The 24,511-nt window shown below is 36.9% G+C and carries 25 protein-coding genes and 2 pseudogenes; 6 read left to right on the top strand and 21 right to left on the bottom strand.

All coding sequences use genetic code 11. The features are described 5' to 3' along the window. Positions 1 to 10: 10 nt before the first annotated feature. Genes F3H01_RS04320 through F3H01_RS04305 form a run of 4 tightly spaced genes read right to left on the bottom strand, consistent with a single transcriptional unit; the run spans position 11 to position 1,690 of the window. On the bottom strand, positions 11 to 442 hold the full coding sequence (locus F3H01_RS04320) for a hypothetical protein (RefSeq protein WP_072594949.1): 432 nt from the start codon (positions 440 to 442) through the stop codon (positions 11 to 13). Next, positions 435 to 689: a DUF2018 family protein gene (locus tag F3H01_RS04315; RefSeq protein ID WP_021085554.1), complete on the bottom strand. Its 255-nt coding sequence runs from the start codon at positions 687 to 689 to the stop codon at positions 435 to 437. The genes F3H01_RS04320 and F3H01_RS04315 overlap by 8 nt, the downstream gene beginning before the upstream one ends. Positions 690 to 737: 48 nt before the next feature. Then, entirely contained in the window at positions 738 to 1,361 is a 624-nt protein-coding gene (locus tag F3H01_RS04310; RefSeq protein ID WP_149724967.1) for an HAD family hydrolase, read from the bottom strand. Further along, on the bottom strand, positions 1,358 to 1,690 hold the full coding sequence (locus F3H01_RS04305) for a hypothetical protein (protein WP_087581825.1): 333 nt from the start codon (positions 1,688 to 1,690) through the stop codon (positions 1,358 to 1,360). The genes F3H01_RS04310 and F3H01_RS04305 overlap by 4 nt, the downstream gene beginning before the upstream one ends. A gap of 108 nt (positions 1,691 to 1,798) precedes the next feature. Between F3H01_RS04305 and F3H01_RS04300 the strand changes: the two genes are divergently transcribed. Then, positions 1,799 to 3,070 (top strand): O-acetylhomoserine aminocarboxypropyltransferase/cysteine synthase family protein, encoded by a 1,272-nt coding sequence (locus F3H01_RS04300; RefSeq protein WP_149724966.1) that lies wholly within the window; start codon positions 1,799 to 1,801, stop codon positions 3,068 to 3,070. A 51-nt stretch (positions 3,071 to 3,121) separates the two neighbouring features. On the opposite strand, the gene F3H01_RS04295 is transcribed toward F3H01_RS04300, so the two are convergent. From F3H01_RS04295 to F3H01_RS04270, 6 genes are all read right to left on the bottom strand, one after another. After that, positions 3,122 to 3,301 carry a transformation system protein gene (locus F3H01_RS04295; RefSeq protein ID WP_103579606.1) on the bottom strand — a complete coding sequence of 60 codons (180 nt, stop codon included), beginning with the start codon at positions 3,299 to 3,301 and terminating at the stop codon, positions 3,122 to 3,124. Positions 3,302 to 3,803: 502 nt separating this feature from the next. Further along, a complete protein-coding gene (locus tag F3H01_RS04290; protein ID WP_149724965.1) occupies positions 3,804 to 5,246 on the bottom strand; it encodes a potassium/proton antiporter in 1,443 nt (480 codons plus the stop codon). A gap of 20 nt (positions 5,247 to 5,266) precedes the next feature. Beyond that, complete coding sequence (locus F3H01_RS04285) at positions 5,267 to 5,704, bottom strand: hypothetical protein (protein ID WP_021090991.1); 438 nt, start codon at positions 5,702 to 5,704, stop codon at positions 5,267 to 5,269. 31 nt (positions 5,705 to 5,735) lie between these two features. Beyond that, complete coding sequence (locus F3H01_RS04280) at positions 5,736 to 6,977, bottom strand: ArsS family sensor histidine kinase (protein ID WP_149724964.1); 1,242 nt, start codon at positions 6,975 to 6,977, stop codon at positions 5,736 to 5,738. Next, complete coding sequence (locus F3H01_RS04275; protein ID WP_021090796.1) at positions 6,977 to 7,654, bottom strand: response regulator transcription factor; 678 nt, start codon at positions 7,652 to 7,654, stop codon at positions 6,977 to 6,979. Before F3H01_RS04275 ends, F3H01_RS04280 begins: the two co-directional genes overlap by 1 nt. 97 nt (positions 7,655 to 7,751) lie before the next feature. Then, positions 7,752 to 9,155, bottom strand: coding sequence for a Do family serine endopeptidase (locus F3H01_RS04270; RefSeq protein ID WP_149724963.1), 1,404 nt, complete (start codon positions 9,153 to 9,155; stop codon positions 7,752 to 7,754). A gap of 155 nt (positions 9,156 to 9,310) precedes the next feature. On the opposite strand from F3H01_RS04270, the gene F3H01_RS04265 reads away from it, so the two are divergent. The 3 genes from F3H01_RS04265 to F3H01_RS04255 are packed head-to-tail and all read left to right on the top strand — an operon-like array spanning position 9,311 to position 12,215. Beyond that, entirely contained in the window at positions 9,311 to 10,207 is an 897-nt protein-coding gene (locus F3H01_RS04265) for a DnaJ C-terminal domain-containing protein (protein ID WP_149724962.1), read from the top strand. Between the two features lie 4 nt (positions 10,208 to 10,211). Continuing rightward, positions 10,212 to 10,586: a heat shock protein transcriptional repressor HspR gene (locus F3H01_RS04260; RefSeq protein ID WP_072594938.1), complete on the top strand. Its 375-nt coding sequence runs from the start codon at positions 10,212 to 10,214 to the stop codon at positions 10,584 to 10,586. A 3-nt stretch (positions 10,587 to 10,589) separates the two neighbouring features. Further along, complete coding sequence (locus tag F3H01_RS04255) at positions 10,590 to 12,215, top strand: cation:proton antiporter (RefSeq protein ID WP_149724961.1); 1,626 nt, start codon at positions 10,590 to 10,592, stop codon at positions 12,213 to 12,215. Between the two features lie 102 nt (positions 12,216 to 12,317). Here the strand turns inward: F3H01_RS04255 and F3H01_RS04250 are convergent, their stop codons facing one another. The 3 genes and pseudogenes from F3H01_RS04250 to secA form a co-directional block, all read right to left on the bottom strand. Then, positions 12,318 to 13,517 (bottom strand): ABC transporter permease, encoded by a 1,200-nt coding sequence (locus F3H01_RS04250; protein WP_149724960.1) that lies wholly within the window; start codon positions 13,515 to 13,517, stop codon positions 12,318 to 12,320. 51 nt (positions 13,518 to 13,568) lie between these two features. Then, a pseudogene (locus tag F3H01_RS09685) lies at positions 13,569 to 13,670 on the bottom strand (SEC-C metal-binding domain-containing protein); the annotation flags it as partial. 108 nt (positions 13,671 to 13,778) lie between these two features. Then, positions 13,779 to 16,175, bottom strand: a pseudogene (gene secA, locus F3H01_RS04245) (preprotein translocase subunit SecA); the annotation flags it as partial. Positions 16,176 to 16,272: 97 nt separating this feature from the next. On the opposite strand from secA, the gene lolA reads away from it, so the two are divergent. Next, entirely contained in the window at positions 16,273 to 16,785 is a 513-nt protein-coding gene (gene lolA, locus F3H01_RS04240; RefSeq protein ID WP_054196481.1) for a LolA-like outer membrane lipoprotein chaperone, read from the top strand. 26 nt (positions 16,786 to 16,811) lie between these two features. On the opposite strand, the gene F3H01_RS04235 is transcribed toward lolA, so the two are convergent. The 6 genes from F3H01_RS04235 to F3H01_RS04210 are packed head-to-tail and all read right to left on the bottom strand — an operon-like array spanning position 16,812 to position 22,470. After that, positions 16,812 to 17,351: a hypothetical protein gene (locus F3H01_RS04235; protein WP_087584339.1), complete on the bottom strand. Its 540-nt coding sequence runs from the start codon at positions 17,349 to 17,351 to the stop codon at positions 16,812 to 16,814. After that, positions 17,348 to 18,667: an ATP-dependent DNA helicase gene (locus F3H01_RS04230; RefSeq protein WP_149724958.1), complete on the bottom strand. Its 1,320-nt coding sequence runs from the start codon at positions 18,665 to 18,667 to the stop codon at positions 17,348 to 17,350. The genes F3H01_RS04235 and F3H01_RS04230 overlap by 4 nt, the downstream gene beginning before the upstream one ends. Beyond that, positions 18,668 to 20,677: a bifunctional C40 family peptidase/M15 family metallopeptidase gene (locus F3H01_RS04225; RefSeq protein ID WP_149724957.1), complete on the bottom strand. Its 2,010-nt coding sequence runs from the start codon at positions 20,675 to 20,677 to the stop codon at positions 18,668 to 18,670. It abuts the gene before it with no gap. Beyond that, positions 20,674 to 21,168 carry a chemotaxis protein gene (locus tag F3H01_RS04220; RefSeq protein WP_149724956.1) on the bottom strand — a complete coding sequence of 165 codons (495 nt, stop codon included), beginning with the start codon at positions 21,166 to 21,168 and terminating at the stop codon, positions 20,674 to 20,676. Before F3H01_RS04220 ends, F3H01_RS04225 begins: the two co-directional genes overlap by 4 nt. Next, positions 21,161 to 21,607 carry a 2-thiouracil desulfurase family protein gene (locus tag F3H01_RS04215; RefSeq protein WP_149724955.1) on the bottom strand — a complete coding sequence of 149 codons (447 nt, stop codon included), beginning with the start codon at positions 21,605 to 21,607 and terminating at the stop codon, positions 21,161 to 21,163. Before F3H01_RS04215 ends, F3H01_RS04220 begins: the two co-directional genes overlap by 8 nt. Next, entirely contained in the window at positions 21,604 to 22,470 is an 867-nt protein-coding gene (locus F3H01_RS04210) for a D-amino acid aminotransferase (RefSeq protein WP_149724954.1), read from the bottom strand. Before F3H01_RS04210 ends, F3H01_RS04215 begins: the two co-directional genes overlap by 4 nt. 104 nt (positions 22,471 to 22,574) lie before the next feature. On the opposite strand from F3H01_RS04210, the gene F3H01_RS04205 reads away from it, so the two are divergent. Further along, positions 22,575 to 23,078 (top strand): hypothetical protein, encoded by a 504-nt coding sequence (locus tag F3H01_RS04205; RefSeq protein WP_021090515.1) that lies wholly within the window; start codon positions 22,575 to 22,577, stop codon positions 23,076 to 23,078. A 133-nt stretch (positions 23,079 to 23,211) separates the two neighbouring features. Here F3H01_RS04205 and F3H01_RS04200 read toward each other — a convergent pair whose 3' ends face one another. Beyond that, a complete protein-coding gene (locus tag F3H01_RS04200; protein ID WP_021090986.1) occupies positions 23,212 to 23,505 on the bottom strand; it encodes a hypothetical protein in 294 nt (97 codons plus the stop codon). A 2-nt stretch (positions 23,506 to 23,507) separates the two neighbouring features. Continuing rightward, positions 23,508 to 24,431 carry a 16S rRNA (cytosine(1402)-N(4))-methyltransferase RsmH gene (gene rsmH, locus F3H01_RS04195; RefSeq protein WP_149724953.1) on the bottom strand — a complete coding sequence of 308 codons (924 nt, stop codon included), beginning with the start codon at positions 24,429 to 24,431 and terminating at the stop codon, positions 23,508 to 23,510. Positions 24,432 to 24,511 lie beyond the last annotated feature (80 nt).

Genomic DNA, 24,511 nt, shown 5'->3' with positions numbered 1-24,511 from the left:
TTTTATCCTTCTATTTAGCCTCATCTGGATCTCTAAAACCCACATCCACACGCTTGCTCTCATCTAGCAGAGCCACCCTAAAATGCGCCTTTTTATCCTTAAAATCAATAAAAGATATATAAAGGCTTACGCTCTCATTTGGCGGCATCGTAAAATCAGGCAAAACTCGCTGCATGTAGGTGTTTTGTCCTTGTCTTAGAGAAAAGACCATCTGCCTTGGATAGCGCCTAAAAAAGCTTTGCACGGTGATGTTTGTGCTATCAAACAGCGTCCAGCGAAAGTCAAAAGTTTCAACCCTTTGAGTTCGCTTCTCAGTTATAAAAACTCTTGCCCACTCATCTTTTTTAAGCTCAAATGTATGCACCGAACTTGGATCAAAATTTGGCTCCTTAGCAAAAACAAGAGCAGCAAGCAAAGCAATGAGCGCGAAAATCTTACTCATTTTGGCTTAAAATTTCTCCGCTAAGCTCGATATATAAATCATTTACTCCGTTATAAATTTTATCTTGCTCTGAGACTATAAAATTTCTGATCTCATCTTCACTAACGCCATGCTTTTCACAAAGCTCGCTCATAGCCACAAATTTTTCAAAAATTTTATCTATCTCGTTTTTAACCAAAACGGCATTTGCGTTAAACAAAATGTCATAAAATTTATCTCTCGCACTGCCCTCAAATATATCTATCATCGCTGTTTCTTTGAAAATTTCTTAAGATTATAGCCAATTAAAACTAAGTTAGAAATTTAATATTATCTCCCACGCCTCGCTGACATTTTTGGCATTATAAGTCGCTGTTTTGCTCTCCTCGCCAAATCCCCAGCTAACTTGCATGTAAGGCATATTTGCATTTTTGGCCGCTAGCTCGTCTTTTAGGCTATCTCCTACAAAGATCGCCTTGCTGGCTCCTGTTTTACTAATAGCTAGGTAAAGCATCGCGGGATCTGGCTTTTGCGGTATCTCCTTGCTAGCGCCGATGACCTCGTCAAATAGCTCATAAATTTCATTTTTCTTTAAAATTTTCTCTAGTGTATCGTGCGGTGCATTGCTTGCCAAAACGACCTTGTAGTGAGCCTCTTTGCACTTTTGCAAAAGCTCTTTTACGCCATCATAGGTAGTCGCACACTCATCGTAAAATTTCTTAAATTTCTCTTCAAAACCATCTTTTAAGCTCCTGCTTGGCGTGTCGATGCCGTAAAACTCAAGGGCTAAATTTCTACCTGGCTCGTTGATCGCTTTTATGATAAATTCTTTTTCAATTGGTGACAAATTTAGCTCACCTCTTACTTCATTTACCGTTTTATATATCGCCTCGCCACTATCGATCACCGTGCCATCCATATCAAAAATAACTACTTTCAATCCTCATCCTTAAATTTATTTTTATGTTTTTCTTTTTTATATGTCTTTTGATTTTTTAGCTTATCAAGTAGGTTTGCCGCCTTTAAAAGCTCCTCTTTTGAGGCGTTTTTGATAAGCAAATTTATAAAATTTTCTAGCGCCTTTGAGTATGGCTGATCAAGATAAACAGCCTCGACTTTTTCGATAACTTTCGCATTTTTCTCTACTCTTTGGCGAAACTCAGTCTCGTCAAAGTCATCTCTTTTTAGCCCGTTTATCGCTGATTTTGCAAATTTTTCTAGTGCACGAAGATATTTTACACGTTTAAATTTGTCCGTAACTTGGTTCAAATTTTTCCTTTTTTTTTGGCAAATTATATCAAAATTTGATTTTATCCCCTAAATTTTGGCTTTGCTAATGTATAATTTACGCCAAAATTACTTAAACAAGGAGCAAAAATGAGGCAAGAAACCGCTGCGATCCACGTAGGCTACGATACACATGAGGGCTTTGGCACGATGGCTGTGCCTATTTTTCAAAGCACGGCTTACGACTTTGGAAGTGCCGAGACAGCCGCAGCTAGGTTTGATCTAAAAGATGGCGGCCACATCTACACAAGACTTGGCAATCCAACGACAGATATCTTTGAAAAAAGAGTCGCCGCACTTGAGGGTGGAGCCGCTGCGATAGCGACTGCGAGCGGTCAATCAGCTTTGTTTTACAGCATCATAAATTTAGCCCAAGCAGGCGATAACATCATCATTGCCAAAAAAATTTATGGCGGCACGACAGTACTTTTTACGCACACACTAAAGAGATTTGGCATAGAGGCCAGAGTCTTTGACAGCGACACGGCTGATGATCTGGAGAGTTTGATAGATGATAAAACAAGGGCTATATTTTTTGAAACACTTTCAAATCCGCAAATTTCTATCCCAAATATAGAAAAAATCGTAGAAATCGCAAACAAATATGGCATCATCAGCATCACCGATAACACCGTGCCAACGCCTATCATCTTTCAGCCACTTCGCCACGGTGTCGATGTTTGCGTGCATAGTGCTAGCAAATATATGAGCGGTCAGGGTCTTAGCCTAGCAGGTGTTGTTGTAAGCGCAAATCACCTAAACGAAAAGCTAAAAGGCAACAAGAGATATGAGCACTTTAACGTCCCAGATGCGAGCTATCACGACATCGTCTATGCTGATATGACGGATCGTTTTGATATCTACACGCTAAGAATGAGGCTTGCTATCGTGCGTGACATCGGCGCTGTAATCTCTCCGTTTAACTCTTGGCAACTCATACAAGGACTTGAAACGCTTGCTGTTAGGGTTGAGAGACACTCGCAAAACGCCCTAAAAGTGGCTAAATTTCTAAACTCTCACAAACATATAAAAAGTGTGGCACACCCAGGGCTTGCCGATAACGTGGATCACGCAAAGGCGCAAAAATACTTTAAAGATGGCATGGCAAATGGACTATTTTGCTTTGAGACTGATAGCTTTGAGCGCGCAAAAAAGATGCTAGAGCGCGTAAAACTCTTTAAGATCGTGGTAAATATCGGCGATACAAAGTCGCTCATCACACACCCAGCCTCAACGACCCACCAACAGCTAAGCAGTGAAGAGCTTATAAAAGCTGGCATCACAAAAGAGCTAATAAGAGTTAGCATAGGTCTTGAAAACACCGAAGATCTAATCGCTGATCTAGCTCAAGCCTTAGAATAAAGAAATTTCTAGCTCATTTTTCTAGCTCATTTTGGGCTAGAAATTTAAATTTTACTCAAGCTTGCCACATATCCTCTCGCACTCTTTTGCTTGCCTTATAAATTTTATAACGAAAAAGATGACAAGTAGCGGCACGCTTATATACCAAAAGGCAAAAAAGGCGAGCAGAAAAAACATAAATAAGAATGTTGCAAAATATACCAGGACTGCAAGGATGATACTATCAAGCATTGTGCCTCCCATTTTGCTAGTGTTTTAGTGATTTTATAAAAAGCAAAATAAAATGAGACTGAACGGATTTGTTTTGGCCTTAAAATTTGAGCTAAGCTGCAAGCGAAGCCAAATTTTTAGTAGGTAACTCTTGCGAGTAAATAGAATTTCAAAAATTTGTAAAAATATAAAATCCCATTTGTGATACTTCTATTCAAAAGGGAGACAAGGGGACTCAAGTTATGGTCTGCTTGCAGTTGCTAGCTTGCGAAGCAAAGCCGTCCCCTTATCCCCCTTTAATCCCTCAATCACCTCGCACATCAGAGGTAGCACACAAAGGTGCTAACGCACCGCATGCTATTAAAAACTCTGGCAAATTTTAAAATTTATGAGCGAGCATATCACGGCTCTAAATTTAGTACTAAACGAAGTGTAGCCTAAATTTAGTAGTCTGCTAAGGCGAGTGAGTAAAGTTTTAAAATTTACAAAGAGAAATAAAATGTGGCAATTTTTATCAAAAATTTTAATAAGTTAAATACTTAATCGTATCTTGATAAAGCACTTGATTTTCGCATTGTATCAGTAACAGGTCATTTTCTTCAAAGATTGTTGAGCCAGTCGGCTTTTGATACTCGTTTTTACGCTTTATTAGGATGATTAAAAACTCAGTTGGAAGCTCAAGCTGAGCCAAATCTTTGCCAATTAGTTTTGAGCCATAGTGGATGGTATGCTGGCGAAGTGTGTAGCTTAAGATCGGCGAGTTTTCTACTGCCTTAACATCCTCTTGCTCACTCTCTTTGACCTTAAATTTATCAGCCGCAAAGCCAAGCGACATGCCCTGTATCAAAATAGAAATCAAAACCATAAAAAATATAATATTAAAAATCATATCCGCATCACGCACGCCATCGACATAAACATAGGTAGCTAGCACAACTGGCACGACGCCCCTTAGCCCAACCCAGGAGATAAAAATTTGCTCATTTATCTTAAATTTTGAAAATGCAAGCGATGCAAAAACACCAAGTGGCCTTGCAAAAAACATAAGCCACAAGGCCAAAACAAGCGCCATTAGTGCTGTTGCTGGAAGCTCGGAAGGATTTACCAAAAGACCAAGTGTTAAAAAGACTACTATTTGCATTGTCCAAGCGATACCATCGTGAAAACCGACCAAATTTTTCTTATGAGAAAACTCTTTTTTGTTTATAAAAATTCCAGCAATATAAACAGCCAGGTAACCGTTGCCGCCAACCTTAAAGCAAAGTGTGTATAAAAGCAATATCCAAGCGATAGAAAAAACTGGATAAAGGCCCCAGCTTTTTAGGCGAAGTCTATTAAAGATAGCAGGTAAGGTGACGCCAAACAAATAGCCCATAGCGATACCTATACCAAACTGCTTAACCAGTGTAATCGCCCACTCTGACGCACTTGGAGTGCTATTTAGTGAGATCATTTGAATGATCGTCATAGTTAAAAATATCGCCATTGGATCGTTTGAGCCAGATTCAAGTTCAAGCAATGGCGCAATGCTATTTTTAAGTGAAATTTTCTTAGCTCTTAGTATGGCAAATACTGCTGCTGCATCTGTTGAAGAGATGATAGAACCTAGCAAAAAGGCTTCCGCCCAAGTAAAATCAAGCAGATATTTTGCAACTGGAGCGATGGCTAGCGCGGTTAAGAAAACGCCAAGTGTAGCGAGCGCTAAACCTCTGCCAAAAATAGGCTTAATCGCTGCAAAATCAGTATCTAGCCCACCAGCATAAAGTATAAATATGAGTGCCAGCATGCCGACATTTTGAGCGATCACTTGATCATCAAAATTTACACCGAGCAGCCCATCTGAGCCAGCTAGCATACCAACACCTAAAAATATTATTAAAGATGGAATTCCGAATTTATCAGAGATCTTACTTAAAAGAATGCTAGTTATAAGCAAAACTGCAAAAAATAGTAGTAAATTCTCCAAATAAACTCCACAAAACTATATTAAATCATGCTTTCAAAAGCTTCAAATTTTTCTTGATTTGAAAGCATTTCAAGCAATACGCCATAATTGTCTTTTATCTCATCTTGAAGCTTAGTAGTAAGCTCTTTAGCGTTTCTTCCGTCTTTTGGATAGCTCACTATTAAATCAATTGGCTCAGCGTTTAAAAACTCTTGAATACCTGATAATAGTTCGCTAGCTCCTCTTTCATTTGTTCCATGAAGCACGACAACATAATGCTCATTCTCTCTTACGACAACATCAGTTTGTCTTAAAAATTTTTCAAATAGTTCACTATACTCTTTAGTGCTTGGCAAAGAAAAATATATCAAAGATAAATTTTTTGCATAATCTTTTACATTTTTATAACGATTTATAAAAGCTATTTCAAGATCTATTATTGATAAGATATCAACTGGTGAGAAAATTTTTGCTGCCATTTTTAGTCCTCTTTTGTTTATTATGTTTTATTTAAGTCACTATTATATCTTGTAAATTTTCAAAAACAAAGACATTCATTCCGTTTTTATATTCGTATCTAAATTTGAGTCCATGAGCATCAAGTATATTGCTAACTATATATAAACCTAGGCCAAAACTCTTTTGAGTATCCTCTCCTTTGATAAATGGCTGGACATAAAAGTCAAGATCATTTTTTAGCTTCTCGCCTTGAGTTATAAATTTCATGTGTTCTTTATTAACGATGATATTTACATGTTTATCAGTTGAATATTTTATGCCATTATCTATCATATTTTTTATAGCGACTGAAAATAGCTTGAAATCAACAAGCACTCTAACCTCATCAAGCTCACTGACGCCAACACATTCTTTTTCAACCATCGCTATATCGATTGCCTCATCGATGAGATCCCTCATAAAACACGGCGTTTTATTGCTAAGTCCTATTTTTGATGTTATTTGCTCGATCGCTGCAAGTTCGTTTATTAAGTTTTCAAGCTTGTGAAAGACAGAGATCAGCCTTTCTTGATTTTTACTTTTTTCTATCATTTGAGCGGCTATTAGCCCCTTTGTGATAGGAGTTTTTAGCTCGTGCATTATGTTTCTTAAAAAAAGATGCCTCGAGTCATTAAGCGCCTTGATCTGACAAACCGCCTCATAAAATGCTTCAGAAACTTCAGAAATTTCATCCTTGCCGTTGCCAACATTTTGCACACCATCAAGCTCACCATTTGCAAATTTTACGATCTGGCGCTTTAGCTTTCTAAGCGGCTTTATCTTATATATGACAAAAATGTAAGCACCTAGCAAAATGACCGCAACCACCAGAAAAACAGCCTTTATCACCTCGTATCTGTAAGGCTGAAATTCCTTATCCATTAAAAGCTTCAGCTCGTCTAAATGCTCAATCCTTAAGTAGTGATGCTTGTCATAAAGCAAAATAGCACTTGAGCCCAGATCACTTGAAATTTCTTCTAAAACGGTCGCTTGTTTTAAAATTTCATCCTTTTTCTTCTCGTCTTTGATCTCTGGCATATCGATATTTGAAAGTTGGCGGTCGTACTGAGTTTTATTTATGATGCCACCCATGTAAAATAAATTTGTCCTAGCAACGTTTGAGTATTTGTTATTTAGCTCTCTTGTATAGTTTTGCTTATCAAAGCCCATAAGCCACAAAAAGGCTAGAAATATCGAAACAAGCGCAAGGGCAAAGATAAAGGTTATGGTTATAAAAATAGACGATCTTGGCATCAAAGAACCAATTTATAGCCAATACCGCGGATCGCGTGGATGTATTTTGGCTCTTTTGGATTTTCATTTAGTTTTTGGCGAATCCTGCCGATGATGACGTCAATACTTTTGTTTGAGCTATCTTCATTTATGCTCTCGCAGTTATAGATGAGCTCCTCTCTAGTAACCGCTCCGCCCTCTTTTAAAAGTAGATATTTTAAGATATCGTATTCTGCAGCAGTTAAATTTAGCACGTTTCCTTTAAATAAAATTTCATGTTCAAACTCTTTTAAAACCAAGTCTTTATTTAAATTTCTCGCCTCACTTGCAGGAGTGATACTCTGCCTTCTTAAATGACTTTTGATACGAGCCAAAAGCTCTTGTGGGTCATATGGCTTTGGCAAATAATCATCCGCTCCGTTATCAAGGGCATTTACCTTATCTGTTATATCGTGCCTTGCACTTGATATGATTATAGGAATATTGTGATTTTTCCTGATCTCTTTACAAACTTCTAATCCATCCATGCCAGGCAATGTAAGATCTAATATCACTAAGTCGAATTTACTTGTATTTAGCGTAGATAGTCCGATATATGGCTCTTCGGCAGTCACTACTTCAATATCATAGTTTTCTAGATATTCGGTTAAAATTTCAGCAAGTTCCATATCATCTTCTATCATTAAAATTCTAGTCATGATCTTTCCTGTTGTAAATTTATTTTTAAGGATTATAGCAGATTAAGATTTTAAAAATTTAAAAGGGTTAAGAGCTGAAATTTCAGCTCTTAGATGATTATTTTATAACAAGGCCTTGTATGATACCACTGCGATTTATCCACACCAGCGTCTTTTTACCTTTTGTATTTTTGATTGTATTTGCAAATGTTTGAAGATCTTTTATGCTCTCTTCACCAACTTGCACGATCACATCGCCTCTTTCAAAGCCAAAGTCTTCAGCTTTTGAGCCTGATTTTACATCAGTTACTAGCACGCCTTGAGTATCTGGGCTGATTTTGTATTTATATCTTATCTCATCGCTTAGATTACTAACGCTAAGTCCTTCGATTATAATGCTTTTTGCTATGTCTTTTGAATTGTGATCAGCGTTTGCAAGCTTGATTTTTGCATTCATTATTTTATTTGATCGCTCGTAAGTTATATCAACACTACTATTTGGAGTTAGTGAGCCAATGAAATTTTTAAGATCATTTGCGTTTTTGATAGCTTTATCATTAGCTGATATAACCAAATCGCCTCTTTTTAGTCCAGCTTCATCTGCTGGCATGCCTTGCTCTACGCCACTTATTAAAGCACCTTCTTTATTTGTATAAAGCTCTTTTTGCTCATCAGTTAAATTTGCAATCGTAACGCCGATAAAGCCACGTTCGATCTTACCGTCAGTTATCAGCTTTTTAGCGATATCTTTTACCATATTTGATGGGATAGCAAAGCCAATGCCGTTATTGCCACCGCTTTTTGAAAGTATGGCTGAGTTTATTCCAACCAAATAGCCCCTGCTATCAACCAAAGCTCCACCTGAATTTCCTGGGTTTATAGAGGCGTCTGTTTGGATAAAATTTTCATATTGATTAAGGCCGATATTATCTTTATTTAGGCCTGAAATGATACCTTGAGTGATACTTTCACCAACGCCAAATGGATTACCTATTGCAAATACGACGTCTGCATCAAGCAGCTTTGATGAGTCCGCAAAAGTGATCGCATTTAGTCCGTTTGCTTCTATCTTTACGACGGCTAGATCGGTTTTTGGATCACTTCCTATTAGCTTTGCTTTATACTCTTTGCCGCCATTTGCAAGAGTTACAACTATTTGATCGCTATCTTCTATAACGTGGTTATTTGTAACGATATATCCATCATTTGAGATGATAACGCCAGAGCCAAGCGAAGTAGTTTTTTCTTTTTCTTTTGGTTTTGCAAAGTTAAATCCAAAAAATTCATTGAAGAAAGGGTCGTTAAACATCTGCTCAATGCCAGCGTTATTTACAGTTTTTGTAGTTGAGATATTTACAACTGAAAGCTTTGCCTGAGCGATCGAGTCATAATAAGAAAGTACGCTATTTTTATCGCTAAGTGGCGAGACTCTCGTGATATTAGAGTTAGCTTCATTAAATTTAATATCAGCCCCCACTAAAAAAGAAGCTGCTACTAATGAAATTAGCACAATCTTTTTCATTTTTTTCCTTTAAACTAAAAATTTTTGCAAATTATAAATATAGTGAAAAAATAAAATCTTAACACTTTTTCTTGTTATTAAACAAAAATAAACTTGACTTGCATAGACTAAAGCTTTGTGATATAATCCGTATCAAAAAAATATAAGGAGAATATATGAGTGAAAGCTTATATGAGACTTTAGGGGTTTCAAAGGGTGCCTCAAGCGACGAGATAAAAAAAGCTTATAGAAAACTTGCTAGAAAATATCACCCAGATATCAACAAAGACCCTGGAGCAGAAGATAAATTTAAAGAGATAAACGCTGCTTATGAAATTTTAAGCGACGATAAAAAACGAGCTCAATACGATCAGTACGGCGATACTATGTTTGGCGGTCAAAATTTCCACGACTTTGCTAGTAGCTCAGCCGATATGGGCGATCTAAATGAAATTTTAAAGAATATCTTCTCAGGTGGCTTTGGCGGCGGTGGAGCTAAATTTAGCAGCGGATTTGGTAGTAATTTTGGAGGCTTTGACGGATTTAGTAGTGGTGGATTTGGCTTTGGCGGAGCTGATCTAGACGTAAATGCAAAAATTTCTATACCATTTGACGTAGCTGTAACTGGTGGCGAACATAAGATAAATTTTAATGGCGAAAGCATTAAGATAAAAATTCCAAGCGGCATAGAAGGCGGCGAGAAGCTTCGCGTAAAAGGCAAAGGTAAAAGCGCTGGTGGTCAAAAAGGCGATCTTATACTTGCTATTAACGTTGAGCCAAGCGACGAATATGAAAGAGTCGGAGACGATCTTTATAAAGATATAGAAATTCCACTAAAAACTATGCTTTTTGGCGGAAAAGTCAATGTGCATACTTACAAAAAAGATGTCACGATCAAGATCGCTGAGAACTCAAAAACAGGCACAAAGATCCGTTTAAAAGGATATGGCGTGCAAAACAGAAAGAGCGGAATTTATGGGGATCTTTACTTAAAAGCCAGGGTAAAACTTCCAAATATTAGTGAGCTTGATGAGGGCTTAGTAAAAGAGTTAAAAGAGAAATTACCGGAGTAAAAAAATGCAAAATTATGAAGAACCACTTTTTTTAATAAGCGTTGTTGCAAAGGTTTTAAGCATACATCCACAAACTTTAAGACAGTATGAAAGAGAGGGACTTATCGAGCCATCAAGAACAGATGGCAAGATGAGGCTCTACTCACAAAAAGACGTTGACCGCGTAAAAACTATACTAAATTTAACTCGAGAACTAGGTGTAAATTTAGCCGGCGTTGATGTAATACTTCAGTTAAAAGAAAAAATTGACGATTTAGAATCAACTATTGATGAGCTAAATAAAAAATTGCACGAAGCTACCAGTCAAACTAGCACAAAAAGATCGCTTGTAAAGAGAAAAAATAGCTTTGATCTAGTCTTTTATGAAGGTAAAAAATAATTTATGGAACAAATTTTAGAAGGTTTCTTGCTTGTTGCAGCGATCTCAGTCGCATTAAACGTCATTTTTAAAAAATTTCAGATACCAACCATCATCGGCTACATCGTAACAGGTACGCTTATATCAGAATTTTTCAACCTAAAAAGCAATGATGAAATTTCTCATATCGCGGAATTTGGTATCGCGTTTTTGATGTTTACAATTGGACTTGAGTTTAGCTTTAAGCACTTAATGGGTATGAAAAAAGAGGTCTTTTTAAATGGCGGATTACAGGTTTGTTTAAGTGGCTTTATAATGGGTGTGATGCTTTATTATGCCCTTCACTTAAAAGACGAAACAGCTCTCATTGCAGGTCTTGCGCTTGCACTCTCATCAACTGCGATCGTACTAAAGACGCTAAATGATAGTGGCGATGTGAGTAAAATTTACGGCAGAAAAGCACTTGGAATTTTACTATTTCAAGATATTGCAGTCATTCCTATTTTGCTTATGATTGATATGTTTAGCTCGCAAGATGCTTCGATAAATGAGCTTTTGCTAAAGACATTTACAAGTGCGATTATCCTTATCGTTGTGCTATTTTTACTTGGTAAATATGTCATCAACTGGATATTTTATAAAGTTATTCAAACAAATTCGCAAGAGGTTTTTATAGCTACTATTTTATTTATGGTCGTTGGCTCTAGCACTTTGGCTCACTTCTTTGGCTTCTCATACTCTTTGGGCGCATTTTTGGCCGGTATGATGATGGCTGAGACGCAATATAAACACCAAATCGAAGTTGATCTTATTCCTTTTAGAGATTTACTTCTTGGGCTATTTTTTATAACCGTTGGTATGCAGATAAATTTTGCTGTCGTCGTCTCAAACATCTGGCTTGTTCTTGGCCTAGTATTTAGTGTCATGGTGATAAAAGCAGTTGTCGTTTTTGCTATCTTAAACATCTACTTAAAGCGAAGAGTTGCTGCAAAAACTGCACTTAGTGTTTGTCAAATAGGCGAATTTGCACTAGCTGTTTTTGGACTAATGACTACTAGAAATTTACTTGATATACAAACAGCTCAAATTTTTATCGCAGCCTCAGTTGTGTCGATGTTTGCTACACCTTTTATACTTAAAAAACTAGACGCAATAGCAGACCTCATAGAACGTGAGATCGTTGTTGAACCAAATGAAACCCTAAAGCCGCAAAAAATCAAAAATCACATCGTAGTCTTTGGTTATGAAAGGCTTGGACAAGAGGTCGTTTTAAGACTAAAAGAGACAAAGCTTTTATATCTTGTGCTTGATAATGATATTAGTCTAGTTGAGCTTGGTAGAAGCCGCGGGGAAAATGTATTTTTAGGTAACGTTCTTCAAAGCCACACACTTGAAAATGCCTGCCTAAACGATGCAGCCGCTGTTATTATAACTGTTAATAATGAGCAAAGAGTTGAGCTCATCGCGCAAAAGATAAAAGACTACGGCGTAAATACCCAAACTATAATAAAAATAAATGGTGAGGGCAATAAAGATATTTTTGGTGAGCTAGGTAAAAATTTTCACCTAATAAATGAAGAGCGTGTCATGGCAAAAACACTAGTGCACGAGGCTCTTCAATGCAAAATCGATCATGATATAAGGGCGTAAAAGTATAAATTTATCCTAGAATTTTATGAGTTTATGCCAGTTTTAAAATAATCTTTTAAAAATAACTTTTACAAGCAATGAGCAAGCCTAAGCCTCTAGGCTCTACTCATTTCTTAAAGTTTGAAGTACGTTTACTTCTGTGGCTTTTTTAGCTGGGTAATAAGACGAGATAGCAACGATAAAAATAGCCCCAACTATTATAAGCATAAAGTCAAGCAAAGAAAGCTCTAATGGAAGTTTGCTTGAGCCATAAACGTCAGCTGGCAGGTCTATGATATTAAAATTTCCAAGTAAAAATAGCCCTAAAAAGCCAAGTATCAAGCCAAATATAATGCCACCGCCCCCGATTACTAGTCCTTGATAGAAAAAGCTTCTTTTTATCTCACTTTTACTAGCTCCAAGTGCAAGAAGCAAGGCAATCTCTTGCCTGCGGTTCATCACTGTCATTAGTAGCGAGCTTATGATATTTAGCGACGCCACAAGGATAATAAGCATCAAAACGATAAAAAGTGCTCGTTTTTCAAGTGCGAGCGCTGAGAAAAAGTTGCCATTTTGCTCCCACCAACCAATGGCAACCGTGCCAGCCGGAAGTCCCTCACGCACTCTTTTTATATCATCAAATGGTTTACTTGAAAAGATGTGAATTCCATCATAAACGCCTTTTGGATAGTCCAAAATTTTCCTCAAAGCCTCGACCGAAGTATATGAAAATGCCTTATCATAGGCGATGAGCCCAGATGTAAATGAGCCGCCGATGTCAAATCGCTTCATCTTTGGCGTTAGTGAAAAGCCAGCTGGATCGGCCTTTGTAAAAATAAGTGTTAATTTCTCATCGTTTCTTAGTCTAAACTCACTCGTTATGCCACTTCCTACAAGTATCTCAAAACCATCTAGCTCTTTATCTTTTAAAGCTTCATTTACGACTGAGTTTATCTGCTTTTCATCTTTAAAATTCACGCCATAAACCAGTCCGCCCTCAAGCGCATTTGCCGAGCGGTAAATGACCTGTGTGCTTATAAATGGACTAAATTTTAGATCGCTAAATCTAGCCTTTAGCTCATCAACAAAATCATCATCAATAGAGCCTTTAAAGGCACTTTGAACGGTTATTGGATAGTTCATCGTAAAAAGTTTACGCTCAAATTCTTTATCAAATCCATTCATAATCGCCATCGCAACGATTAAGACCATAAGTCCGATGCTAACACCAAGAAAGGCAAGCAAGGCACTTAGAGTGATAAATGGCTGAGTTTTATCAAATCTTAAATATTTAAAAAGTAGGTACTTTGGTAAGCTTGTCATCAAATAGCCTTTAAAAGATTAAGGCGCTTTTGCGCCTTAAAAGTAGAAATTTTAAGCAAATATGCCTTTTTTAGGGCCACTTTTTCCGTGGCAATCTTTATATTTTTTACCGCTTCCACAAGGGCATGGAGCGTTTCTTGGTATCTTTTTTTCAGGCGTAAATTTATCATCCTCGCCTTGGTTGTTATAGCTTAAATTTTCATTTTCAGCATTTTGACTAGCTTCAAGCATCATTCTGGCTTGCTCTTCTTGCTCTTCACGGCTCTTAAATCTTACAACCTGAAGCGTCTTAACACTCTCACTTTTTAGCCTGCTAACTAGCTCCATAAAGAGGTTATAGCTCTCTTTTTTGTATTCGACAAGCGGATCTTTTTGATTATACCCTCTAAGGCCGATACCAGTTTTTAGAATATCCATTTGATAGAGGTGCTCTCTCCACGCATTATCAAGCACTTGAAGGTATAAAATTTTCTCTATCTCTTTTCTTTGATCTTCATTTAGCACGCTCATTTTTTCGTTATATCTTACTCCAAAAATTTGCGCAAGTTTTTCTATTAGCTCATCATACTCTAGGCCTTTTAGCTCACTCTCATCTATCTCTTCGCCACAATCTGCAAGAATGATAGAACATAAATTTTTAATATCAAAGTCATCTTTTAAGCCGCCATGGAAAATTTCAGCTGTATCAAGTAAATTTGCAGCGTACTCTTTTCTATTTTGAGCTATCTTTTCGCTCATATCATAGTTTTTATCAAGTAGTTCGTCACGGTATTTGTAGATAGTTTTTCTTTGCTCATTTGCCACATCATCATACTCAAGCAAGTGTTTTCTAGCCTCAAAGTGTAAGCTCTCAACTTTCTTTTGAGCGTTTTCAACAGCTCTTGTTACCATGCGACTCTCGATACTTTCGCCCTCGTCGATACCAAGCCTATCCATGATCGCTTTTATGCGGTCACTACCAAAAATTCTTAAAAGATTATCTTCAAGACTTAGGTAAAATCTACTCATGCCAGGATCACCCTGACGTCCAGCACGACCACGAAGCTGATTATCTATCCTTCTACTCTCATGCCTTTCGGTGCCTATGATATATAGACCGCCTAAATTTCTAACCTCATCATCGATCCTGATATCAACACCGCGTCCTGCCATATTTGTAGCGATAGTCACAGCACCTTTTACACCAGCTTGAGCGATGATCTCGGCCTCTTTTTCGTGGTTTTTAGCATTTAGCACAGAGTGTGGGATGCCAACTTTTTTAAGCATCTCATGAAGTACCTCACTGCGCTCAATACTTGCAGTTCCCACAAGTACTGGCTGACCTTTTTCATGAGCTTTTTTGATCTCGTCTATAACTGCCTTAAATTTCTCGTTTTGAGTTTTATAGATAAGATCGTTTTGATCTATCCTTTTAACTGGTAAATTTGTAGGGATCGAAATAACTTCAAGGTTATAAATTTGAGAAAACTCAGTTGCTTCTGTCTGAGCTGTACCAGTCATACCTGCAAGCTTTTTATACATCCTAAAGTAGTTTTGATAGGTCGTATCAGCAAGCGTTTGGCTCTCTTCTTGAATTTTTACGCCCTCTTTTGCCTCAAGTGCTTGGTGAAGCCCCTCACTAAAGCGTCTGCCCTCGCTTAGACGTCCTGTAAATTCATCAACAATGACCACCTCACCATCTTTTACGACATAATGAACGTCTTTTTCAAAGAGATTGTGAGCTTTTAGAGCTTGATCTAAGTGGTGGCTTAGTATGGCATTTTCAAGATTATATAAATTTTCAACACCAAATAATTTTTCAGCCTTGCTTATACCAGCTTCTGTGATCATTATCGTTCTATTTTTTTCATCTACTATAAAGTCTCCCGTTGGCTTTGAGCCTGGTACATTTGGATCAGCTGGAGTGCCTCTAGTAAGCTGTTTTGCGACCTGATCGGCTCTTATATAGCCATCAAGCGTGCGATTTGTTGGACCTGATATTATAAGTGGCGTTCTAGCCTCATCTATCAAGATACTATCGACCTCGTCTACGATAACGAAGTTGTGGCCTCTTTGCACCTTTTGGCTAGCTTCAAATTTCATATTATCGCGCAGATAGTCAAAGCCAAATTCTGAGTTTGTGCCGTATGTTATGTCGGCATTATAAGCAGCTTGTCTTACTTCATCGTCGTATCCACCACTTAGTATCACATCGACGCTTAAGCCTAAAAAGTTATAAAGCTCGCCCATTTGCGTAGCGTCACGCTTTGCAAGGTAGTCGTTTACGGTCACTACATGCACGCCCTTGCCGCTCATCGCGTTTAAGATAACTGGCAAAGTCGCCACCAAGGTCTTGCCCTCACCTGTTTTCATCTCGGCGATCCTGCCCTCGTTTAGCACCATGCCACCGATTAGCTGCACGTCAAAATGGCGCATCTTAAGCACCCTTTTGCTGGCCTCTCTAACTAACGCAAAGACATCATTTAAAATTTGATCTAAAGTGACTTTCTCTTCGACGACTTGGGCTTTTAGCTCATTAAATTTAATCTTAAGCTCATCGTCGCTCATCTTCTCATATGTAGGCTCTAGCGCGTTTATCTGCGCCACACGTTTTATATATTTTTTGACTTCTCTATCGTTTTTCGTGCCAAAAATCTTTCTAAATACCGATGAAATCATTATTTTACCTTCCTAAATTTTTAAACTTTGGATCTTAGCATAGTTTAACTATTTATTTAATTAAACTGGGCTAGAATACGCCAAAAAAGGATAAAAAATGAGAAAATTTCTAGTTGCATCTCTCGTCGCAGTTTGCTCATTTGGTGCTGGCTTAAATTTTAAAAGCCTTCAAAGTGACTTTACTCAAACTGTATTTAGCGAAGGCAAAAGTATAAATTATAAGGGTAGATTTTACGCGAAAAACGACAATACTGCACTTTGGATATATGAAAGTCCAACGCCAAAGAGAATTTATTTTAACAAAGAGCGTGTGATCGTGATTGAGGACGAGCTTGAGCAAGCCATCATTTCAAAGCTTGATGATACACCAAATTTGACGCAAATCTTGGCTCATGCGGAGCAAATTCAGCCGACACTTTATAAGGCGATATATGACGGAGTTGAGTACTTTATAACTATTAAAAACACGCTTCCAACGACGATTGACTATAAAGACAAGCTCTCAAATAAAATAAAAATCACTCTAAGCAACCCTGTAAAAGACGCGCTAATTCCGCAAGAGACGCTAACTCCTGTCATTCCTCAAGGTTACGACATCGTAAATCAATAAATTTGGCTAACTTTAGCCAAATTTATTCACTTCTCTCCAAAATCTTTTCCAAATTCCTGCACATTATTTAGATCAATAGGCTTTTGAACTACATCATTTGGATCTGGCGAGATGATGATCTCATTGCCTTTTTTCTTCTTTTCTGGTTTTGTTACAATCTCTTCATTAACACTTGGATCGGAGCATAAATTTTGGCTTTTTATTGCTTTTATAATCTCGCTTAGCTCAAGATTATTTATCACTTTTATATTTAAGATAAGCACATCATCTATATCAAGAGAGTGCTTTTTGGCTGCGTATTTTATGAAAAGCTCTTTAAATTTCTCTTTTCCCATTGAGGTTAAAATATCTTCCACGTAAAAGCTACCAACTATTATGTTTAAAGCATCAAGCACATACGCTTCATTTTCTTCAACATCACGTCCGACGACTTCAAGGTTCATATTTATCTTTTTTGTTAAATTTTGTCCAGCTTTTGAATAAATATCTGTTTGAAAATCTCTTACTTTTAGCACGTCTGCAAATGCAAAAATACAAAAAGCAAGGCTTAAAAATAGCTTTTTCATAAATTCTCCTTAATATGCAAAAATACGTTTTCTTGGTAAAATTTCTTAACTTCGTCGTCAATTTTAACCACTTTTCTTAAATGCTGCCTAAAATCACTTTTTTTATCATAAAAAAGTTTTAAATTTTTAGGACTTACTGCACGAGAAAGTGCGACGTAGAGTTGTCCTTTGGCAAAAATATGGTTGATATTACAAATGAGCGAGTTTATGCTCATTCCTTGAGATTTGTGGATGGTTAGAGCGTAAGCAAGCTTAAATGGAAACTGATAGAGCGATGCCTGTACATTTTCTTCGATCTCATCTTCGTTTAAATTTAACGAACTAAATATATAAGCGGCTTTTTCTATCTCACAAATTTCGCCGCTATCTTTTTTCACGATCACGCTTGAGATGATGCCATTTTCTTTTAAAATTTGCATGATCTTGCCTTGCTCACCGTTATAGTACTCACCCCATTTATTTGACGTAAAGATAATCTTAGCGCCTATCTTCATCTCCAAATCCCTTGAGATATTTAGTGTATTTGCCCACTTTTCAAACTCTTTTTTATCTAAATTTTCATCCAAAATGCTCACATCTGAGTTTGAAATTTCAAGTGGCGTGCCAAGTTCTGAAAGCCTTTTTTGATTTAGCATTTCAGCCTCGGCATTTCTACCAAAAAGCACACTCGTATCATCATCTGGCTCTATCTTGGCCACTCTTAAACTCTCTATATAGCTCATTATCTCATCATCTAGCTCGCCTACTCGCAGTCTAGAGAGAATTTCATAAAATTTAAGATCATTTGTGCGTTTTGAGACTAGTAGCTCAACATTTGTAAATTTCATATCCTCCCACGCACTGGAGTTAAAAGCGTATAAAAAATTAAAAAGCCTATTTTCGTTTTGCTCCTTTTGCACTGGCGGAAGCTGATAAAAATCACCCACTATAAGCACCCTGCCTTTAAATTTGGAAGTAAGTAGACGGTATCTTATCATCTCCATTAAATCTGAGCTCACCATTGAAATTTCATCAATTACAAGCAGATCACATGCATCAAGCATATTTCTTAGCTTGCTTAGTTTGTCTTTTTGATGATAGTCAAAGCGCCTTAGCTCCTCATAGTTCTTGCAGTAGCCAAATTTAAAAAAGCTATGTAAACTAACTCCTCCCAGACTAACGGCACTTATGCCAGTTGAGCCAAGGATTATGACGTTTTTAAAATTTTCTTTGTAGTGTCTGACGACAGAGGCAGTTAGATAGCTCTTGCCAACGCCTCCACCACCAGTTAAAAAGACGTTTGAGCGAGATAAAATTTCTAAAATTTGCTCTTTCATCTACTCAAACATCTCTGGGCGATACTCAAAGTGCATCGTATCAAAGTGCTTCCAGCGTCCACCCCAGATAAATTTATGCTTTTCAAAAACACGCACGATCTGTTCAGGGACGAGGTTTTGGTAGCCATTGCTCCACTGCCAATAGTGGCTCTTTTTCACATTTATATCAATCGCAATGCCGTAGCTGTGCGGACTCAAGCGGTTTGTGCCAGCGATCACTCGCCACTTAAATGTTCCACCTGGATTTTTTAAATATTCAAGCAAGCTCGCATCACTTTTTACCATCTCATTTAGCTCATTGCTTACGTCTTGCAAAGCAGCTGCGGCTCCATTTTTAGAGTTAAATGGTAGTTTTAGCGCAAGGCTATCTTTTAGCCAAACAACATCTACCAAATTTGCTTTTACCTCGCTCTCGCTTGAGCCATAAATTTTGCCTAAAAATTCATAATTTCTACATCTGCCAGCATCGCTTAGTGCGGTGCTAAGCGGCGAAAATGCAGCGTAATCAAGTGCATTCATATCCTCTATATCAGCCCCAACGCTACACTCATCATCTTTTTGCTTAAAGTCATCATAGACAAATATTGTTCCATCACCGAATTTGACCAAATTATCCTCAACCTTAACATCATAAGCTCTTTGTAAAGCTGAAATTTTTCTAGATTTATCGCTTATTACATTTTCTGGCTTTATCACATTTATAGAATCGACCTTTGAAATGAGCAAATTTGAGTTTTGTATATCGCTTCTGTTTTGTCCGATGTTTAACGTAGTTACTGCCGTAGCACCGATTAATGCCCTGCCGTTATTTTCGGTTTTTAACCCCCAAGCATCATGCACCACATATATATCATCGCCCTTGTATCCAGCATAAAGCATGATATGCCCTGGTAGATGCACAAGCGTAAGATATGGCACACCTTTTTCTTTTATCTCTTTTGTCTTAGCGGCGTTACTAAGTCCTTTTAGATCAAATTTTTGTCCCATATTTGCTTGGGCTTTTGAGTTTCTAGGTAGCCACACACCAAAGCTAGCTAGCAGATCTTTGGTAAAAAGTGAGCAATCCCTTAGCTTATCGACCCCGCCCCAGCCATAAGGCTGAGTAAGAAGAGAGCTAATAAGTGTTTTTAGATTTGAGTCATTAAATTTAAGAGGAAAAAGGGCGCCAACAGACTTTGGCAACACAAATTCTCTCAAGAGATTTCTCACATAAATTTTGCCGTAGTAGTTTTTATCATCCTGTGCCAAAACAGGAAGTATCGCTCCGACTCTTGAGTAAAATAAAAAATTTCCAGCCTTGTCATAAACTGGCATTTTATCCGTTTTTATAGTTACAAAACTTGATTTTTGATAGGCATTTACCTCATCATCGCTTATAAATTTTATATCCTCGACCTTTATCCAGCCCCAAACCGCATCATCACTCACAAACGCCCATGCCCTGTCTTTAGAAAGATGTGAGACAAAAAGTGGATGAGCGATGCTTAGGGTTGATTCTTGCAGATAATCAAACGGATAGCCCTCACCTGGAGTTTGTGGATTTAAAAATATCGGCTCATCAGTTGGAAAATTTCTCAAAGCTGTGTTTGCCGAAGTTAAAGCATAAGCAGAGATGCTTGAAAGAGCTGAAAAATTTGCATTGTCCTTTTGTGCGTCAAACCAGCTTTGAGGTATCTGTCTAAAATTTGATCCAAAATACTTTCTCTTTTCGCTTGGTTTATATATATTAAATGCCCAAAAGACATCATTTGGATTAAATTTTACGCCCCTTAATGTAAAAACATTAAACCTTCTTTTTAAGATTTCTTCTTGGTCAAAGCTTGCACTTTGCATATTTTGCGGTAGCGACGAGGCATCTTGCTTCATTTCAAAATCAAGCAAACTAATGCGTTCATTTGGCTTATATACATTTTCATCTGGTAAAGAATTTTGCACACTTGGCTTTGGCTGGGTCTGCGAACATCCCAAAAACAAAGCAACGCTAAATGCTAAAAATATACCCTTTTTCAACTTTTTTCCTTATCCTTAAAAATAGCTTCTACAATCAGAACAAAAATATAAAACATCTTTTCATCGTTGTTTTTACAAATTTGCTTCATAGTCTCATTCTCGCTTTTTACTTTTATGTCATTTGATTTTAAAATTTCTACAATATCAGAGCCAAATTTCTTTGATAACTCGCCAACCTTTACATCATTTAAAGCGTTCAAAAATCTAGTAGTGTTACAATCCATCTGCACCGGCTTGTGATTTAAGATATTTTTAAACTCAAGGCTTAGCTTCTTTAGCTTTTTCTTCTTAACATAACTATGAACAATCATCAAAACAACCAAACTAAAGCCAAAGAAAATGTGTAAATTCAGCGAATTTTCACTCATCTCTCCATTCAAGAAAAGAACGCCGCTTGCAAAAAGCCCAGCCACACAGACAAAAAGCAGCAACAAGATGATGTACTTAAAAATCACCTCAAGCATAATGTTGTCTTTTAGCCTATCAAACATCAAACCCTGCTATCTCATCTTCGCCGTAAACTAAAATTTTATTTTCTTTTAGCAGTTTTGCTGTGATGCCATCGCCTAAAATAAGCCTCTTGCTAAAGCTTCCATCATAAATTTGCCCACTTCCACAACTTGGACTTTTTGATTTTAAAATAGCCTTTTTACAACCATTTAGTTTGGCTATCCTTAGGCAAATTTCTGCTCCTTTTTTAAAATTTTCGCTCACATCTTTACCTGAAAATTTACAAACAACCGCACCATTTTTTATCTCAGCTGGCTCCCTTGGCGTACTAAGCCCACCAAAAACCTCCGGACAAACAAAAAGCAGATGATATCTCTTTGAAATTTCATCTAAAACATCTTTATTTAAAAGATTATTTTCGCCGTTAAATTTACAATTTATACCGACCAGGCAAGCACTTATTAGGATTTTTTCTCTCAAAGCCCGGCTTCTTTTAAAAGTTCACCAGCATAAATTTCACGAAGTTTGCTTGAAATTTCTCCTACTTTTGCACCATTTATCGCCTTGCCATCAGCATAAACGACTGGTAAGAGTATAAGCGTAGCAGCCGAGATAAAGACTTCATCAGCATTATAAACTTCATCCATACTAAATTTTCGCTCCTCTATCTTAAGGCCAATATCTTTAGCGATCTTTAAAAGTCTCATACGGCGAATTCCTGGCAAAATTTCATTTGAAAGCGGTTTTGTGATTAAAGTTTTATCTTTGATGATAAAAGCGCTCGAGCTACAGCCCTCTGTGACAAAGCCATTTTCCACCATAAAGCCCTCGTCTGCGCCTTTTTTGTGAGCTTCATTTTTAGCGTAGCACTGAGCCAGAAGTGAGATAGACTTGATGTCACGCCTTTTCCACCTGATATCCTCGACGCTCACGACTTTTATGCCAGTTTTTGCAGCAGGATTGTTTAAAATTTCACTCTCGTAGCAAAAGATAAAGACGCTTGGTGTTAAATTTTCTATGAAATAGAAATTTCTAAACGCCACGCCTCTTGTTACTTGCATGTAAATTCCGCCCTCTTTTAAGGCATTTTTGGAGATTATCTCGTTTAAGATCGCTTCAAATTTTTCCTTTTCATAGGGCAAGCTTATATCTATTTCATTTAAACTTCTTTCAAACCTCGCCCAAAATCCATCTTTATCAACCATTTTTGAATTTATCACAGGCACAACCTCATAAATTCCATCACCAAATATAAATCCTCTATCAAAAGCATTAACTTTTGCCTCGTCTTTTTGTAAAAATTCTCCATTTAAAAAGACGGTTTGTAAAGCTTGATCTGCCATTTTTAGCTCCTTAAATTTTGGGCAAATTGTATCTAATTTTGTTTGAATTTATAGATTCTTAGATATAATAAGCCAAAATTTCAAAGGTAAAAAGTCTATAAAAAATGCAAGAAACTTTAAAAGATAGAATCATAAAAAACGTTTTTTTTGTTTCAAAACAGCCAGTTTTATTTAGGGATCTACTTGAAGCGAATGCCCTTTTTAACGAAGGTATGCTAATAGATGGAGCAAAGCTAAATTTTAGATTTAACCACATCAAGCTCTACCAGATTTATGCACTTATCTGTTTTGTCATTTTATTTCCATTGTTAATCATCACGCATCATTTTTTAGCAAAAACTGACGCGCATATATCGATAATAGCGACTGCTGTCGTTACTTCGGCCGTTTTCATTGGCTTTGATATGTTTAAAGTTTGGGCAAGAAGAGAGATAAGTCACGATCTTATCAAGAAAGCCTGGAGTGTGCATTTTCCTTATTTTAGCTATGAAAAATACTCAAGCAAGGTCGAAGAAATTTATAATACTGCTATAAAAAATGACATATCAAAAAAAGATTTAGAACAATATATATATGAAAAGCTAATCTCTCAAAAAGAAAGTAATTAGCAAGTTAAGCTTGGCTTTGTTTATTGAGCTAATTTTATTTTTGTGCAGTTATATACAAAATAGCTATATTATTTGCCAATATAATTGAATCGCAAAAATTTAGATGAGAATAAATAAAGCTTTAAATGTTTCGTTATTTCCATTGGCGCTCTTGCATATTGTTTAAAATTTGATTTTTATAACGTAAATTTTCGAGCTTTATATTAAGAGCTCTATTTTCCTCTAAAAGCATATCTCGCTTACCGCTAATGTCCGCTATATCTCTACTTATATAATAAATTTGATTCGCTATGTAAATTTTTGGCAAAAATATAGCTAGAGCTATAAAAACAGCTAAATAGACCATCACTAATGTCTTAAAGCTTAAATTTACCTCACGTTTTTGCTCCTCGTCGTGAAGCGTTAGTAGCTCTTCTTTTTCTTGCATTTTTATCCCTTTATCTTAAAAACCCGCAGTTTTGCGCTCTTGCTTCGTGAGTTTATCTTTAGCTCATTTTGGCTTGCTGTTAGTGGCTTTTTTGTCAAAATTTCGCCTAATTCGTGGTTATTTCCGCACTCACATCTATAAACACCAGGTAGGCAGATACAGCTATTAGCCCATTTTTTAAAGCGCTCTTTTACGATCCTATCTTCAAGCGAGTGAAATGTAATAATCGCCACAAGACAATCTTTAAACCCACATTTTTCTATACTATCAAGTAAATTTGTTAGCTCATCTAGCTCTCCATTTACCTCTATCCTGATGGCTTGAAAGGCAAGTATTGCAGGGCTAACTCCACGCCCTTTTATATGGGCTGTACCTATTAAATTTGCAAGCTCTTTTGCACTCGTTATCTTGCCTAAATTTCTAGCGTTTATAATCTTGTTTGCGATCCCGGCAGCATTTTTTAGCTCGCCATAATCTCTAAAAATTCTAACCAACTCATCAAAAGAGTAATCATTTACAACATCATATGCGCTAAAATTTCGCTCTTTGTCCATCCGCATGTCAAGCGTACTTGAGCCAAGACTAAAGCCTCTATCATCTTTATCTATCTGAAGCGAGCTAACGCCGATGTCAGCCAAAATTCCTCTAACATTTAAAATTTCTTCTTGACTTAGCCTGCTAGTCAATTCAGAAAAGTTACTTTTATAAATTTTAACCCTACTACCAAATGGCTCAAGTTTTTTTAGTGAAAAATTTATAGCTTCATTATCTCTATCATAGGCAATTAAATTTAAATTTTCATTTTGAGATAAAATGGCGCTAGAATGCCCAGCATATCCAAGCGTACAATCTATAAAATTTCCATTTAAATTTTTAAAAAAAGATAGAACTTCATCAAGTAAAACACTGATATGTGGACTTTGCAACACTGCCTCTTTATAGTAAATAGTGTGAAAAATTTATCGAAATTTTACTTAAAAAGCTATCATTACGTAAAATTTTACAT

It is taken from the genome of Campylobacter concisus (genome assembly GCF_902460875.1).
GTDB classification, from domain to species: Bacteria; Campylobacterota; Campylobacteria; order Campylobacterales; family Campylobacteraceae; genus Campylobacter_A; species Campylobacter_A concisus_AA.
This window is presented reverse-complemented; position numbering and strand designations above follow the sequence as displayed.